Annotated in this window: 11 protein-coding genes and 2 pseudogenes; 5 read left to right on the top strand and 8 right to left on the bottom strand. The window is 64.7% G+C overall.

Translation table 11 applies throughout. The features are described 5' to 3' along the window. Positions 1 to 481 precede the first annotated feature (481 nt). The 3 genes from K2X24_RS15590 to K2X24_RS15580 all read left to right on the top strand — a co-directional run bounded on the left by K2X24_RS15590 (position 482) and on the right by K2X24_RS15580 (position 4,121). Entirely contained in the window at positions 482 to 778 is a 297-nt protein-coding gene (locus K2X24_RS15590; protein WP_108939237.1) for a hypothetical protein, read from the top strand. A gap of 777 nt (positions 779 to 1,555) precedes the next feature. Further along, complete coding sequence (locus tag K2X24_RS15585; protein ID WP_292499276.1) at positions 1,556 to 2,974, top strand: copper oxidase; 1,419 nt, start codon at positions 1,556 to 1,558, stop codon at positions 2,972 to 2,974. A gap of 862 nt (positions 2,975 to 3,836) precedes the next feature. Continuing rightward, entirely contained in the window at positions 3,837 to 4,121 is a 285-nt protein-coding gene (locus K2X24_RS15580; RefSeq protein ID WP_292499275.1) for a hypothetical protein, read from the top strand. Between the two features lie 78 nt (positions 4,122 to 4,199). Here K2X24_RS15580 and K2X24_RS15575 read toward each other — a convergent pair whose 3' ends face one another. The 3 genes from K2X24_RS15575 to K2X24_RS15565 all read right to left on the bottom strand — a co-directional run bounded on the left by K2X24_RS15575 (position 4,200) and on the right by K2X24_RS15565 (position 9,045). Next, the gene (locus K2X24_RS15575) at positions 4,200 to 6,332 is read right to left on the bottom strand and encodes a glycogen debranching N-terminal domain-containing protein (protein WP_292499274.1); all 2,133 of its coding nucleotides are present in this window, start codon (positions 6,330 to 6,332) and stop codon (positions 4,200 to 4,202) included. 130 nt (positions 6,333 to 6,462) lie between these two features. Further along, entirely contained in the window at positions 6,463 to 8,139 is a 1,677-nt protein-coding gene (locus K2X24_RS15570) for an oleate hydratase (RefSeq protein WP_292499273.1), read from the bottom strand. Positions 8,140 to 8,766: 627 nt separating this feature from the next. Beyond that, positions 8,767 to 9,045, bottom strand: a complete 279-nt coding sequence (locus K2X24_RS15565; RefSeq protein WP_292499272.1) for a hypothetical protein — start codon at positions 9,043 to 9,045, stop codon at positions 8,767 to 8,769. Positions 9,046 to 9,208: 163 nt separating this feature from the next. On the opposite strand from K2X24_RS15565, the pseudogene K2X24_RS15560 reads away from it, so the two are divergent. Further along, a pseudogene (locus tag K2X24_RS15560) lies at positions 9,209 to 9,460 on the top strand (hypothetical protein); the annotation flags it as partial. A gap of 597 nt (positions 9,461 to 10,057) precedes the next feature. Here the strand turns inward: K2X24_RS15560 and K2X24_RS15555 are convergent. Further along, complete coding sequence (locus tag K2X24_RS15555) at positions 10,058 to 13,027, bottom strand: Tn3 family transposase (protein WP_292499271.1); 2,970 nt, start codon at positions 13,025 to 13,027, stop codon at positions 10,058 to 10,060. 129 nt (positions 13,028 to 13,156) lie between these two features. Here K2X24_RS15555 and K2X24_RS15550 point away from each other — a divergent pair, with 129 nt between their 5' ends. After that, positions 13,157 to 13,789: a recombinase family protein gene (locus tag K2X24_RS15550; RefSeq protein ID WP_096488053.1), complete on the top strand. Its 633-nt coding sequence runs from the start codon at positions 13,157 to 13,159 to the stop codon at positions 13,787 to 13,789. Between the two features lie 17 nt (positions 13,790 to 13,806). On the opposite strand, the pseudogene K2X24_RS15545 reads toward K2X24_RS15550, so the two are convergent. The 4 genes and pseudogenes from K2X24_RS15545 to K2X24_RS15530 all read right to left on the bottom strand — a co-directional run. After that, positions 13,807 to 14,151: pseudogene (locus tag K2X24_RS15545) on the bottom strand (recombinase family protein); the annotation flags it as partial. A gap of 411 nt (positions 14,152 to 14,562) precedes the next feature. Beyond that, complete coding sequence (locus K2X24_RS15540) at positions 14,563 to 14,817, bottom strand: hypothetical protein (RefSeq protein ID WP_053608843.1); 255 nt, start codon at positions 14,815 to 14,817, stop codon at positions 14,563 to 14,565. Between the two features lie 41 nt (positions 14,818 to 14,858). Continuing rightward, positions 14,859 to 15,704, bottom strand: coding sequence for a ParA family protein (locus K2X24_RS15535; RefSeq protein ID WP_292499270.1), 846 nt, complete (start codon positions 15,702 to 15,704; stop codon positions 14,859 to 14,861). Between the two features lie 39 nt (positions 15,705 to 15,743). After that, positions 15,744 to 16,043 carry a BrnA antitoxin family protein gene (locus K2X24_RS15530; protein ID WP_053608841.1) on the bottom strand — a complete coding sequence of 100 codons (300 nt, stop codon included), beginning with the start codon at positions 16,041 to 16,043 and terminating at the stop codon, positions 15,744 to 15,746. Positions 16,044 to 16,157: the final 114 nt, after the last annotated feature.

Raw genomic sequence — 16,157 nt, 5'->3', positions numbered from 1 at the left:
CCTCGGGCTGACGAAGCTGGACGATGTTGGTAGGTGTCTCCATGGCGTATCGCTCTCGCTGAGAGGTTCTGGCAGGTTTCGACACCCGCCTCGATACGCCGCCTTCAACTCACCGTCGTCACCCAATCTCCCGCATAGCTCGCGTCTACTTCGTTGGAGGCGTTCGCCTATTGTGGTGAGCAGTACGAGACTCGGGCATGAAATTGCACGAACGGAGTCAGCCACGGTGAGCGGAACAGCAGCCGTTTTACAGCATGTTTTCCCGGGGCAATCTTCGGGGCGTCGCGCATACGGACGTTCTTCCCGGTGCAGCGCAGGATGAAAGGTGCAATCCATCGCCGCAGCAAGGTCGGCGATCTGCGCGCCCGGTCGCACATTGCGTGCTACCCGCAGGTCTCGCTCACTTGATCTGAATCAAGGAGCACAGGCCGGAGTTCGATATCCTTCCAAGATGCAGACATCCACGAAGGCGGACAGGATCATGAAACAGGTTATTGGTATCGCGCTCGCGCTCCTCACCATTACGGGCCCGGCCTGGGCTGCCCCCGAGACGGAGACGAGCTCGCATCCGAAAGGTCACGCCGCGCAGGCCACTCAGGAACAACGCGTCGCAGAGACAACCAAGAAAGATACTCAGCGCACGCGTGACACTGGCGCGCCGGAAAGCCGGCCCGGGTATCACGGCGACACCAGCAGCAAGCACGGCAATGCGAAATTCCCGGAGCGTCCCGAAAGCCAGCATGGTCATGGCGAGACCCCGGGCGGCCCTCAGCACTGACGCTGCGGCCGAGTTCGACGTCACCACGCGGCACCGCCGAACTCAGCGTCGTTAAGATCCGGGTTCGCCGCGGCTGCGCCTACCTATTTTCGGAAGGCTTGCAAGTTTTGACGGAGTGGCCTGTCTCCAAACCGCCGGACCCGAATGTGCTCCCAAAAGCGGACCCGGATGTGCTCCCAAAAGCGCTCAAGGTGATCGCAGGCGCCAAGAAGGTCTCGCATCCAGACAACTTAAGTCAAATCCGACGGAGTAGACTTCTCCAGACCATTCGCCTCCGCTCCGACGGATTGTGAACTTCACCCGCTGAGTAGGCTGCCGCGGGGTGGCATCGAGAGCCGCGGCATAGAAGCCACGAGACAGGCTCCTCGGCGGCGGTCTCGGCGCTCGCTTGCAACCCGGCCACCGCTCCAGAGCATCTCCGCCATGCAGGCGTCGAGAGCCAGCGGCGGATGCGCCGATCCGAGCGAGGGGGCCACTCAGAACAAACTTGGGCGTAACATGCGGGCTCCTCGGCCTGCTTGATTCAAATCAATGCATTGCCGTTCCGAGCGGTGTCGGATGGCGCTCGGACAAGGCGCTTGCCGCCGGACCGTGGCTGCCCGGAGCCTTGTGGGTGGGCCTCGATCGGAGCAGGCGGCCGATGGACGAACCAACAGACTCGGCGGGTGGGTCACCCATCGCAAGCCGAGGGCTCCAACGAGCTGCGGTACCGCCACAAGCCCAGCACGCGTGGGAAACGATCGGGGCTGCCGTATTGTCAGAAGGGCAGAGGCAACGATGACCGACATTTCGCGCAGACGGGTGCTGGGCGCCGGCGGTCTCATCCTGGCTGGTACCTCCATGATCAGCGGTCGAACGCAGGCCGCCGGCCTTCCGGAAGCCCCGATCATGGACAAGGCAACCATGCAGCCCCCGCTCTATCCGACGAGCGGCCCCGACTACCAGCCGGTGGTGACCCTCAACGGCTGGACCCTGCCCTGGCGCATGCGCGGCGACTGGAAGGAGTTCCACCTCGTGGCCGAGCCCGTCGTGCGCGAGATGGCGCCCGGCATGAAGGCCCACCTGTGGGGCTACAACGGCCAGTCCCCCGGTCCGACCATCGAGGCGGTGGAAGGCGACAAGGTCCGCATCTTCGTCACCAACCGGCTGCCGGAGGCGACGACAGTTCACTGGCACGGCCAGACCCTGCCCAACGGCATGGACGGCGTGGCGGGCCTGACCCAGCCCGGCATCCCGCCGGGCAAGACCTTCGTCTACGAGTTCATCCTCAGGCGCTCGGGCACCTTCATGTATCACCCCCACTCGGACGAGATGATCCAGATGGCGATGGGCATGATGGGCTTCTTCGTCGTGCATCCGCGCGATCCGGCCGAGCGGCGGGTCGACCGCGACTTCGTCTGGCTGCTGAACGCCTACGACATCGAGGCCGGCGCCTATGTGCCCAAGGTCAACACGATGACCAATATGAACATGTGGTGCTTCAACAGCCGCGTGTGGCCGGGCATCGACCCGGTCGTGGTGCGCCAGGGCGACAAGGTCCGGATGCGCTTCGGCAACCTGACCATGACCAACCACCCGATCCACGTCCACGGCGTCGACTTCCACGTCACCGGTACGGACGGCGGCTGGATCGACGAGGGCTACCAATTGCCGGAGGTGTCAGTCGACGTCGCGGTAGGGCAGATGCGCGCCATTGAGTTCAACGCCGACGCGCTCGGCGACTGGGCGATGCATTGCCACAAGTCGCACCACACCATGAACGCCATGGGCCACAACGTGCGCACCTACATCGGCGTGAACCTGAAGAGCACGGCCAAGCAGATCCAGAAGATCGCGCCCGGCTACATGCCGATGGGCTCCCGGGGTGGGGGCGACATGAGCGAGATGGAGATGCCGCTGCCCGAGAACACGCTGCCGATGATGACGGGCGCGGGACCCTTTGGCTCGGTCGAGATGGGCGGCATGTTCACCGTGCTGAAGGTGCGTCCCGGCCTCGCGGACGGCGATTACAGCGACCCCGGTTGGTACCAGCACCCGCCGGGCACATTAGCCTACGAGTGGACCGGCGAGCCGCTGCCGGAGCCGACGCGCGCGCCGGACACGCCGAAAGGCAAGCGGGCGCGTCAGACCGATCTCAGCGTCGTGGATCCGCGCAAGCGCCGCACCGCCGTGAACGCCGGCGGCCATGAGCACTGAGCCCGCTATGGCAGGCATCTTCACACATCCTGCCGGAGGCGCGCCCCAAATCCGGGTCCGGCGACCGGTAGAAGCGTTCGGAAGGGCTTCGGCCTTTCCGGAGACCGCTGCGCGGGTCCCGGCTTTTGCCCCCGATCGGCCAACTCGCGCAGCGGTTCGTCTCACCACAGGGACCATGCATCGTGCATAAGATCGCGCTTGTTTCAGGATGTTGTCGACGGAGCCTCCCGGCGGAAAGACACCTGAGGCTGTCGATCGGCGCTGCTCTCCTTGGAATGAGCCTGGGAGCGATGCCAGCCTTGGCTCAGTCCGGCCTCGCGGTCGCTCCGAGGTCTGAAGAGCAGGTCGCCCAAACGGCGCCTGGAACGCACCACCCGCAGTATGTGGCGCCGACCGGACGACGAAAGCCTCCCGGTGCGACCCTGGATGATCGGGAAGGGATCACTCCCCGTCTTGAGCACCACGATAAGGAGCTCAAAGAGCATACCCTGAAGAGCATCTGTCAGGGATCGGCCGACTGTAAGGGAGGGCATCGCCGACCATAACAAGGACCAGTCCGGACGGAACGCCGGCAAGGTGGATGGGCCCTGCTGTTTCCTGTTCGTGCCATGCCTGTAATTCCAGGTTCACGGGACCGTCGGAGGACAACTCCCGCGAAGCACAACCGATGTGGGCGGGGAGCAGTCTCATTGTTCCACAGGTCAGCTTGCCGATGTCGCCAGAGCGAGGTCAATTCAGAAAAATCCTGCGAGTACACAGGCCGCAGGTCAGAAGGCTTGCGCGGGCTGTGCGGATTTTCAGACATTGAACGGTTTGTAACAGGTATCGTTTCTCGCTATCCTCGCATAGACAGGAGTTGAATATGAGAAAAGTTCTGGTTTTGACCACCGGCTTGATCTTGCTGACCGTTCCCGCCCTGGCCCAAGGTGGATCCCCCTACAACAATTCCGGCCAACAGGCTGGCGGAGCCGCCGGGGGCATGGGTCGGCGGATGGGATCGACCAAGGCCGAGAACCCAAACATGGTGATGCCCCCGCGTGGTTCCGAGGGCACAGCTGCGGCCACGCCCGGCTCCCGCAAGGTTACGCGCAAGCGCTCGAAGACGATGAACATGAACCGTGGCCGCATGCGCGGCCACGCGATGTAAACTCAGAGTACGCCTGTTGAGAAGGCATCCGTTCCGCCGGCCGATTGGATCCGGCGGAATGGATGCCCTTGAGCGTGGCTACCGTCGTTGAATCGCCGCTTGGTCGCCCCGCAGCACCTCGTGATGCGTGGCCTCTCCCACGCGCCAGAAGCGGATGTCGAACCTCTCGCTTCCGAGCCGCAGGTCGGTCAGCGTGATGTCCGGGAGCCAGGGCGGCAGCACCGGGTCGATGTGCAGGTGACCGCGCGGCGCGTCAGGCCGAAGACCCAGGATCGCCTGCAGCAGCATGAAGGCCGAGCCGGCGGCCCAGGCCTGCGGAACGTTGGCGCCGAGATACTGAACGGGAAAGCCACCCGGTTCACGTTGCACGCCGGCATAGAGCTCGGGCAATTGGTTCAGCAGGAAGTGGCTGGCTGCCTCGCTGACGTCGCGGGCGATGCAGGCCGCTTCGGCGGCGTAGCCGTAGCGTTTGAAGCCGAGCGCGATGATGGCGTTGTCGTGCGGCCAGACCGAGCCGCACTGATACGAGTAGGGATTGTACGACGGGTGCCGCGCGGACAAGGTGCGGATGCCCCACCCGCTCCACATATCGGGCTCCATGAGGCGCGTAACGACACGGCCTGCGCGCTCGGGCGGAACGATGCCGGACCACAGGCAATGTCCCGGGTTGGAGGCGACGGTGAGCACCTTCCGCTTCGCGCCATCGAGCGCATAGGCGTAGAAGCCCCCCTCTTCGTCCCAGAAGGCTTCGTTGAAGTGTTGGAACAGGGCAAGAGCCTTCGCGCGCAGGGCCTCCGCCCGGCTGCCCTGCCCGAGAGCGTCGAACATCTCGGCCATGCCGTTCCAGGCATCATAGACGTAGCCCTGCAACTCGCACAGGGCCTTCGGTCCTTTGACCAGCGTGCCGTCCGGATAGGGAACGGCATCGCCCGCATCCTTCCAGGACATGTTCTCGTACCCGGCCGGCGAGCGCGTCTCATATTCCTGGAACCCATCGCCGTCGCGGTCGCCGTAGATGTCGATCCAGCTCAGGCATGCCTCCGCCGTCGGCAGATGGCGCTCCAGCAGGGCTCGGTCCCCCGTCCAAAGCCATGCACTGTGCAGCGTGATCAGGTAGAGCGGCGTCGCATCCGCCGTGCCGTAGTAGGGCGTGTGCGGGATCAGCTTGAAATGAGCCAGCTCGCCATGACGCATCTCGTGGAGGATCTTGCCTGGCTCGGCATCCCGGTCATCGTCGCGCTCGCGCGCCTGGAGCGTGCCGAGAACGTCCAGGGTTCCGAGGCCGAACGCGGGATCGACCAGCATGGTTTGCAAGCTGGTGATCAGGCTGTCGCGCCCGAACAATGCCAGGAACCAAGGCAAGCCGGCAGCGGGGATCAGTCTCGCCGTACCACCGGTGCCGGGATGCGGGAGTTCCAGTGCCGCGATGTCGTCGACGGCTTGGCGGAAAAGGCGGTAGACCTCCTCGTTCCCGGTGCGGATCTTGAGCGCACTCCGCCGCCAATCCGCGCGAATCCCCGCTGCATGCGTATCTGGGGCCTGCTGTATGCAGCATGACGGTGCCGCAAAGCCCTTGGCGCAATCCGTTATCTCGTAGAGAAGGCAACAGTGCCAGGCCTGCCCCGGCGCAAGCTTCACCTCGAAGCTCAAGCGACCATTCGCATAGACGGCGTCGGGCCTACCGCTGTGCGGGCCAACAGACATCGTCCGATGGAAGTCGGCATTCCGATAGGTGGTGCGCAAACGCTGGTCGATCACTGACCATTCGGTCACGATGTGACCGCGGCGCACGATGTGATCAGCCTTCACCTCGAAGATGTCGGCGAAATCGCACCGGAGCGCAATCTCCAGATTGAAGCGGACCGGCTTCAGACCGTAATTGGTGATATCGAGATCCTCGTGCATGCCGCCGTCGATGACGCGGCCGAGGACAAGCCCCAAGGTTTGGGCTGGGACGGCTCCATCCTCTGTCGCGAAGGCGCGATTGATGAGAAAGATGCGGGCGACGTCGTAGCTGACTGCGCCGCCGTTCAGCAGGTCCCACGGTTCTCCGTTCGCATACACGGCCCAGGCGCTGAGCAGGCGAGTGTCCCTGAAATAGAGCCCCTTATCCGATGGGTAGTCGATCTGCCCAGTGAGCTTGCTCATCAAGATCGTCTGCCCCCCATGGATGACGATCTGTGCTGGGCCGACCGGAACTTTGAACGACATGACGGGAGGATCCCAGGAGATTTGCTTATCTATGGCCGGGCCGCAGCTTCCGAACGGACGTTCATCTGTACACTACGCGGTCGTAGGTGCCGCTCATATGTCTCGCCCGGACCGGAATGGTCGAGGCAGCTCACGCGTGGGTTGCACGCCGACTATTGGGGCCGGGGTGCCCAGAGTGGGTAGCAGGAAGATCGTGCAGGGCTCGGAATGCCTTGTAGAGGACGCGCGGATCGAACGCGCCCTTGTAGAGGGCCGGCGGCTCGCGCTTCAGGCCCAGCAAAGCATAGGCTGCAACCTGCGCCGAGCGGATCGAGTATTCGACGGTGAACACCACGTCGTCCGGCAGTTCGCAAAATTGGCCGATGAAGGCGAGATTGCCGTAGCCGGGCGGCGTCACCTGCGGACGGTCGCCCTCCTCGCGCGGCAAGAATTGGCTCGTGATGAAGGGCATCATGCAGGGAATGCAGGTCGAGGTATCCAGGATCTGCATCGTCTCCGTGCCAGCTCCCAAGTGGCCGAGGATCTCTGTCAGGATCTCCCGCCCGGTACAGGCTGCCATCGGCTTGGCAACGAAATCGCCTGGCTGGTCGACGAACAGGCCGTAGCCCCAGAACACCGCGACATCCTTGGGCTGGCCGAGGAAGTGGGGCTGGTGCGGGATGACGATGGAGGCTCGCCAGCCCGAATTTGGAAAGGTGACCAAGCCGCCCTCGCCCGGCACGTTGCCGGTCAAATCTCGCACGATCCGCAGGAAGGTGGGGTCGCGCAGGGTGGTGGTGAACGACACCCATTTGGAAGCATCGATGTGGTCGCTGAAGGCGGAGGGCCGCCCGAACTCTGACCGCCCTTGGGCAATCTTGTCCCAAAGGGTCCAGGCGCCGCCAGCCATCTTGCCATTGAGCACTGGCGCCGCGTCCATAGCGCCCAGGCTCGAGCCTTCGGTCATCGAGCCGAGCGTCACCAGGATCCGATCCTGCGAGTTGACCACGATTTCGCCGGGCCGCCCCTCGCGTTCGTAGAGGATGCGGTCCACGATTTTCTCGCCGTCGTGCTCGACCAGGCGCAGATCAACGACGCGGGTCTCGATTTCAAAGTGGACGCCGCGCGCCTCCAGCCACTTGCACAGAGGCAGGACCATGGAATCGTACTGATTGTAGACGGTCCGCATGATTCCATGGAGTTGGTTGAAGCCCTCGACCATGTGGGCGAAGCGCACGAGATAGCGCTTGAACTCGACGGCGCTGTGCCAAGGCTGGAAGGCGAACGTGGTGGACCACAGGAACCAGAAGTTGGTCTCGAAGAACCCCGGATCGAACTGGTCGGCGATGCTGGTACGGCCGAGCAGGGCCTCCGGCTCGATCGCGAGGCGTTCGATGGTCAGGATCTGCCGCTCGCTCAAGCCGAACTCTGGTGCGGTCTCCCGTTGCCCATCTCGGACCAGTCGCGACTTGGACGAGGTCTGCAGGACCGTGTTCCAGTCGAAGATCTCCTGGGTAACGCTCCGGCTGCCGTCGAGTGTCGGAATCGAGGCGAACAGGTCGTAGGTGCAGAGATACTTGCTCTCGAGCATGCGTCCGCCGCGCAGGACATAGCCGTTCTCGGGCGAGCCGGAGCCGTCGAGACTGCCGCCGAGCCTATCGAGCTCCTCGATGATGGTGATGTTCTGCCCGAGCATGTTGCCATCCCGGATCATGAAGGCGGCGGCTGCCATTGAGGCGATCCCGCCACCGACCAGGTAAGCCTTCGCCTCGCCGCGGCCGGCACGATGGTTAACGGAGGGATCGATGCCGCCACTCGTTCTAACCATAGTGGTGGCTCCTTCAGAGGCTGTTTGACCGTACCGCTTGCTTAACGGGTTGATTTTGCGAGAAGCAGCAACGGATGTGGAGGGACGAAAATACCGAACCCGGCAAGGACGACCGTTTGGGCTGAACCTCGCAAGCACCGACCAAATCTTCCGAGCCTATTATCTCAAGCAGTGCGGATCTGTGAGGTCAAACAGGCTCTCAGAAAGCTGGCAATGCCGCTCGCGTTCCGGCGCGTGGTTGGGATGATTCAACTGGGGCGATTGTGGATCGGTGTTCCGCTCCGAACAGCGCTGGCGGTTAGCAAGGCGAGGAGCGGCGTCTCTCCACCCGGATCTGAGACGGCGCGCTCGCCTCGTTGCATAGAACAGTCGCCCTGCCCGAAATCCCGTGGGCGAGACCAGGAAGTTCATCCGCAAGCTCATACTGGCATCCTGGGCACTGGCACACCTTCCCACCCGACCTCCTGCCTCGCGCAGACGTTTCCTGACCTTTGCCGATGCCCTCGGCAGCATCCGAGGCCCCATTCGAAAGGCCGATTGTCCGGCGTTTCGACCGTCCAGGGTGAGCCTCCGCGCGATCTTTTCCAGGATCTCGCGGAGGCTGCCGGGAAAATTGTGAACAAAGGCCTACGAGTGGATCATGTCCTCCTCGGAAACCTCTGGCATTCCCTTGATGCTGTTGAACGGCACGATGGCCATCATCTTTCCGTTCTCCAGCTTTATGCAGTTGAACTTGCGGCCTGTTTTCTTGTCGGTCGCGACTACGATCTGCGAATTGTGACCCGATATTGGCGTTGCCCCTGAAACCGAGAAATCGTGACCCCAAGCCGAGAAGGTTTGCTCGGCCAGAGCAGTTCCGGTAACGGCCGCGACGAGCAGGCCGGCGACGACAAGAGCTTTCGACATGACGAAGTTACTTTCCTGGCTGGCGTTGAATGACTTGTCCTAAGCCCAAAGTGTGGGCTGCGGAGGCTCCCGACCCCGCCTTCGGCAGGCACATTCGGCCACATTCGGCCGGCATTCCTCTCTAAATCTCATTCGAGACCGCTTGGCGCAGCCCTGCATTGATTTGAATCAAGTCGGAGCAAGCGTTCGAGTTTTATGTTCAAAGTTGTTCCGAGCGGGCGGCCGGGTCATTCTGCGCCGACGCGTGCGCTGCGAGACGGTGCTCGCATTCGGGGCGAAGCTGCCGGTCTGCTTGATCGCCATGGAAGCATGTTGCGGCGCTCATCAAATGGGTCAAACCTTGGCCGCTCAAGGTTACACCGTTCGGCTGATGTCGCCCGAGTACGTGCGGCCCTACGTCGAGGCGCAGAAGAATGTTTGATCCCGCGGTGTGATGGTACAGTTGACCACCATGCTACGAGGGATGCGCATCGCGAGAATGGAGGCATCTCGGAGCCACCTCTGCCCGCATTGATTCAGATCAATGTAGTATTGCATCAAGTGGCGTCGAATGCATCTTTGTAAGAAAGCCCTAAATTAAGGAAGCGGGGTTATTACTCACCGCCGCCATGGAGCGGGATTTTCCGTTCGGGACCAATGGGTTAGGCCAGATTTTCGCGGTTCCTATGGTCATAGTAATTGCAGCGCCATTATCAGTACTTACTGTGGCTGCATCGAGTCTGCCATAGCAAATATTACGTCGTTACTGTTTTGTGCCGAAATTCCGATTTCAAAGGCTCCGGACCCTCACGAGCTGGAAATTTGGGTCGCGCGCCAACCCGCTGACGAAATTGGCCTTTTGGAATTTATGAGGGGTGGGTAATTACCCTGCGGGAGCGCCCCGTCACTGGCCGGCTTCAGATCGGAGCGGCGGCCGGCTTCGTCGGAGTACGCACCCTGGCCTTATGCGAATGATGGGTGAGCTTGGTTTCGCTTCTTAGGGGACCGGTGAGAGGATGGTCGAAAACGTACGCTAAGCGTCGCGGCCTTGCTGGTGGAGGCGGAGCGGCCTGAGCCGTTCGCGGGGCTTGTCGATTTCGGCCCAGAGGTAGTCGCCGGTGAGGCCGACATGCTCCCAGCCCAGCGGGGCGACGTGGGCGAGCCGTTCGTCGGGCACCGCGACGCCGCTGCCGCGCAGATGGCGGACGGCGCGATCGAGATAGACGGTGTTCCACAGCGTGACGGCCGCGGTCACGAGGGTCAGGCCGGAGGCACGATGGCGCTGGTTCTCGAAGGTGCGGTCGCGCAGCTCGCCGAGGCGGTTGAAGAAGATGGCGCGGGCGAGCGCGTTGCGGGCCTCGCCCTTGTTGAGGATGCTGCCGGTCCGGCGCCGCTGGCCGGGATCGTCGAACCAGTCGAGCATGAACAGGGTGCGCTCGACCCGCCCGACCTCGCGCAGCGCACGCGCCACGGGGTTCTGGCGCGGATAGCCCGCGAGCTTGCGCAGCATGACCGAGGCGCTGACGGTGCCGGCCCGGATCGAGGCGGCGAGCCGGAGCGTCTCGTCCCAGTCCGCCTCGATGGCGCGGACGTTGACCGGCCCGGCGACGAGCGGGCGCAGCGTCGGCCACGGGTCGAGCGGCGACAGGCCGGACAGCCGGCGTTCGTTGATATCGCGGATGCGCGGCGCGAAGCGGAAGCCGAGCAGGTGGCACAGGCCGAAGACATGATCGACCGCGCCCGCGGTGTCGGTCGCATGCTCGCGGATGACCAGGTCGCTCTCATGATCGAGCAGGCCGTCGAGGACATGGGCGGCCTCGCCGGCATTGGCGGCGATGACCTTGGTGTGGAACGGCGTGAAGCGGTCGGTGACGTGCGTGTAGAACAGCACACCGGGTTCGGTGCCGTAGCGGGCGTTGCGATCGGCGCGCGCCTCGCCCTGACCGCCGGCGCGGAAGAACTGCCCGTCCGACGACGACGTGTCGCCCGGGCCCCAGACCGCGGCGAGCGGATGCACGGTGTGGCAATCGACGATCGCCGCCAGCGCCGACAGGTAGGTCTCGTCGCGCACATGCCATTCCGCTGTCCAGCGCAGGCGCGGCAGCGTCAGCCCGCGCGAGCTTTCCGCCATGCGCCCGAGGCCCAGGTTGGTCGCGTCGGCGAGGATCGCGCCCATCAGCGCGGCCGGGTCGGAAGCGGGTACGCCGCTGCGGGCATGGACGAAGCGGTCGGCGAACCCCGACCAGGCGGCGACCTCCACCAGCAGGTCGGTGATGCGGACACGCGGCAGCATCGCGTAGAGCTGGCTCTTCAACGCCTCGGCCTCGTCGGCCGGGGAGCGCCGGATGGGTGAGATCAGTAGCTGCCCGCGCTCGATCGTCACGTCGACCAGCCCACCGGCCGCGGCGGCGCGCTCCACCTCGGTCATACGCCGGGCCAGGAGCGTGCGGCGCTCCTCATGCCATTGGGCAAACCCAGGCGACACGGCGAGGCGCAGGTTGCCATCGGCGCGCATCGTCTCGAACGCGGGCACGGGCAGCAGATAATCGTCGAGCGTGCGATAGGCGCGGCTGCCGTCCACCCAGATGCTGCCCGAGGCCAGCCGCTCGCGCAGGTGGACGATCACCGCGATCTCGTAGGCGCGCCGGTCGATCGTCCCTTCGACCGGCTGCACGACCTTGCGCCAGCGCGGCCTGATGAAGCTGGTCGGCACCCGCTTCGGCAGGACCGATCGACCGTCGCGGTACATCGTCCGCAGCGCCTCGATCGCACCGAGAAGCGGATCGCCCGACCGCGCCGTGCGGAAGGTGAAGGCGGCGAGGAAGGTCGGGGCGAACCGCCGCACGGCGGGATAGCGTTCGACCACATCCTCCAGGCCGTCATCGACCGAGCGCGTCAGATCCTCGGCAAAGCGGATGCTGCGTTCCAGCTGATCCCACCCCACTCGGTCGTCGATCGCGCGGAAGGGGTCGCGCCCGCTCGCGCGGGCCTCGACCAGCAGGCGGCCGAGCCGGGCATGGAGGCGGGCCGTGTCCTTCAGCATCCGCGCTTGCCCGAGCAGCCGGTCGGAGCGGGTGCGGTCGGCACGGCGGAACAGCGCGCCCACCATCTTCTCGACCATGACCAGGGCGGCGTCGGTCAGCGCCGCCTCCATCTCGATCATGGAGGCGACGAGCATGGCGAGCCGACGAGGACGTTCGAGGCGGCGCAGGTGCTGGGCGGTGACGAGGCCGGCGGTGCGCGCGATGACGGCGTAGCGGGCGGCATGGATGCGGCGTGCCCCGTCCGCCGCGATCCCGATGGCGCGCACCGCGTCGAGCCGTTCGACGATCCCCTTCAGGTTGGCAGCCGACGGCGCCTCCGGCCACTCCCGTATCCAGCCGAGCCGGGTGCGGCCGTCGTCGTCCGAGGCGATCAGGCGATCGAGCGCCGCTTGCTGCTCGGCCGGGCAGTCTCGGATCAGCCCGGCATGGGCGGCCTTGCGCGCCCGGGTCCGTACGATGAGCGCCAGCCGTTCCAGCGTCGATGCGGCCGGCAGCACGATCCGGCCCAGCCGCAGCCGATCGACCATGCCGGCGACGATCGTCTCGCCCCGGTCGGTCGAGGCGGCGATCTCCGACCCCACCGCCAGCATCGATCGCACGTCCGCCCGCTCGAAGGCGCGCAGGCCGAGCCAGGCTTCGATCTCGGCGCGATGCTCGCGCAGCGTCGTCGGGCGGGCGGCATAGCTGGCGAAGTCGGTGGCATCGCATCCGATCTGACCGGCGAGCAACTCCAGCATCGCGTCGGGCACCGCCTCACCCGCCACCAGTGCGCGTCCGGGATGACGGAGGTAGCAGAGCTGCACCGCATGGCCGATCCGGTTCGGACCTCGCCGACGCCGTGCCACCTGCACGAGGTCGGCGGGACCGAGGGTGTAGAGTCGTTCGATCGTCGCGTGATCGGCAGGCGGGTCGAAGATCGCGGCGCGCTGCGCCGGTGACAAGATAGTCTTGGCCGGCATCCGCTTCCCATCCGTCACGAAACAGGAATGCGGGCCTGTTCACGGAGCGTAGACCACAAGACGGGTTGTGTGACATCATGCTGACCGATCGGCGGGCAATGCCGCTCCGTCACGCAGACGGACGTATGAATGACGACCGTGATCGGCTACGCCCGGGTGTCCAAGGCCGACGGCAGCCAAGTGCACGACCTGCAGCGCGACGCGCTCGTCGCGGCCGGCGTCGATCCCGGGCACATCTACGAGGATGCCGCCTCCGGTCGGCGCGACGATCGTCCCGGGCTCGAGGCCTGCCTCAAGGCGCTACGGATCGGCGACACGCTGGCGGTGTGGAAGCTCGACCGGCTCGGCCGCGACCTGCGCCACCTCGTCAACCTGGTCGGGGATCTCACGAAGCGCAACGTCGGGCTGAAGGTGCTGTCGGGCGAAGGCGCCTCGATCGATACCACCACGGCCAACGGCCGGCTGGTGTTCGCCATCTTCGCCGGCTTGGCCGAGTTCGAGCGCGAGTTGATCTCCGAGCGCACGAAGGCCGGGCTGGCCGCGGCTCGCGCCCGGGGCCGCAGGGGCGGTCGCCCCTTCAAGATGACGCCCGCCAAGCTGCGCCTGGCTCAGGCCGCGATGGGAAACCCCGAAACCTGCGTCGCCGACCTCTGCGTGGAACTCGGCATCACCCGGCAGACCCTCTACCGGCACGTCACGCCCAAGGGGGCGATCAGGCCAGACGGAGAAAAGCTCCTCGCCCGCACCGGTCGGCGGGCTTAGCGTACGTTTTCGACCATCCTCTCACCGGGCCCCAAGATGCCGAACACGAGCCGCCCCGTGGCGCTCGTGGTGTCGATGCCGCCGGTCAGCACCTTGAGGCCGATCCCCTTGATCTGCAGCGCACCGACCAGTTCGACCACGTGGGCGAGGGAGCGGCCGATGCGGTCCAGCTTCCACACCACGAGGGCATCACCCGCGCGCAGAGCGTCGAGGGCGCGGGCGAGGCCGGGCCGGTCGATGACGGTGCCGGAGCACGTGTCCTCGTAGATCCGCTCGGGCGCGATGCCGGCGGCGAGCAAGGCGTCACGCTGGAGGACGAGGTTCTGCTCGGCCGTGGATACCCGCGCATACCCGACCAGCATCCTCACCTCCCGGCTGCTGCACAAACGTAGCAGAGTGGTGTTTGCAAGCCATAGAAAAGTGCACGGGTTGATGCACGCCGGAAGGTCCCAAAACCCACGTTCGTGCCGACCGGCCGCAGCCTTGCATCAAACGAGGGTTAAATGCACGTCGATGCTTGGCTGGAGCCCGTTCGGAGCGTCTTCGTCGATCCCCCCGGCCGGACACGCTCCGTCGTGCGACAGGGGCCGGCTCGCAGATAGCGCCAGATCTGAATCTGACTTTCTGCTCCGCTGCTACCCAAGGTCCCTCATGTAGAGCCAACCTTGGCAGGCACGCTATGCAGCGGCTAGATTTTTTGGCCTGCGTTAACCACGCGCACAGCGCCACAGCATAACAGCTCAACGACATCGCAGCATAAAAGCACTAGTGCATTACGATGCTTTGGCGTTGCTGGTGATCTCGGCCGTGGAGGGATGCCGTCGCTTCTCCAGCACGAGGTCTAGTCCCTCCATGAACAGGTCGTGGACCTTCTTCCGCTCGTGAAAGGCGATCTCGCGCAACACCTCATGCACGGCCCGCGACAGGTAAAGGCTGGTCCGGAACATCTCGCTCTCGCCCTTGGCGGGCTTGCTGCTCTTGCTCACCGTGGCCTCGATCGCCGGGGTCGTCTCCACCGGCAGGCTCACACTGTCATCATCATCCCCGAAGACGTTTGGTCGTCCCATTGTCAGAACCCTACTGCTTTGTTGGTTGTGGTTGCGGCCGGAGCCTTCGCCAACTCGTCCACCGACCGCCAAAGCGCGCGGATTTCCTCGGCAGCCTTCCCCTTGGTGGCGTACTCCGTCACGCCCAGTCCGACCGCGTAGGCGTCCTGATAGTCCGCCCGCTGGCAGATCAGCGGATCGGCCAGCACGCCCATGGTCCGCAGCCCCGCTGCCATCTCGCCCGCCCGGTTGTTGTTCGGGATGGTCGAGCACTGGTTGAGGATGAAGGCGAAGGGGTTCTTGCCACGCATCAGCGCCTGCACGGTCGGCAGCACTGCCTCGGCCTCGATGCGCGTCGGCCGCATCGGCACGAGGCACAGCGTCGCCGCATCCATGGCGATGTGCGTTGCGGTCGTATCCGCGCCCGGCGTGTCGAGGATGACGAGAGAGAAGCCCTTGAGCCCCTTGAGCAGGGTCGGCATCTCCGCGAGGCGGTTGAGTGGGAATTGCTGGATGTGGGGGCCACCGAGTTTGGCGGCGAGGTCCGTGTCCCCGCCCTTCTCAGCGCGGACCTTGGCTTTCTCCCGCTTATCGCCCCAGCCCACCGACGACTTTTGCAGGTCGAGGTCGAACAAGGCCACGGTTTCGCCGGTCTCAATCGCGGCGACGGCGAGGGAGGTCGCAAGGGTGGTTTTCCCTGTGCCGCCCTTCTGAGTGACGAGTGTAATCGTTCGCATGGGCGCACCATGGCCAAGGTTGTGCTGTTGCGCCACTACATAACAGCGCCACGGTGTTAAGATGCGATTACGCCGTGACGCCATTGCATCACAACGCTTGAGCATCACAGCATAAAAACGCTGCTGCGCCATACCGCAAAACGCCTCCGGAGGGGCGCTATGTCACTTGGCCTAGCGGTCAGCCTTCTTGCCCTGCTGGGCTTCCATGTAGCGGCGGAGAACCGCGTTCATGCGGGTCTGGTAGCCCCGCCCGTCGCGCTTGAAGAAGTCCACCACGTCCCGGTCGAAGCTCGCATGGATCGGGGTTTTGCCGGGGGGTAGGCCGATGGTCGCCTCGGCCCAGTGGCTCTCGTCCGTTGCCGGGTTTTCCTCGTCCTCGGCGGCAATCCGCTCGATCTCGGCCTCGGGCATGGCGCGGAGGGCCGCCCAGTCCGTGCGGTCAGTGGCCTTAGCCGTTTTGCTGCTTGGCACGGTAGATCCTCCTTTCTTTCCGGCTCGCAAGGCGGGCCGAAATAATCCGGTGCTTGGGTGGGCGCAGGGTAAACGTGACGTTCAAGATCACTCCGTGAAGTTCAACAAGCATGT

It is taken from the genome of Methylobacterium sp., from assembly GCF_019750675.1.
In the GTDB taxonomy this organism is placed as follows: Bacteria; Pseudomonadota; Alphaproteobacteria; order Rhizobiales; family Beijerinckiaceae; genus Methylobacterium.
This window is presented reverse-complemented; position numbering and strand designations above follow the sequence as displayed.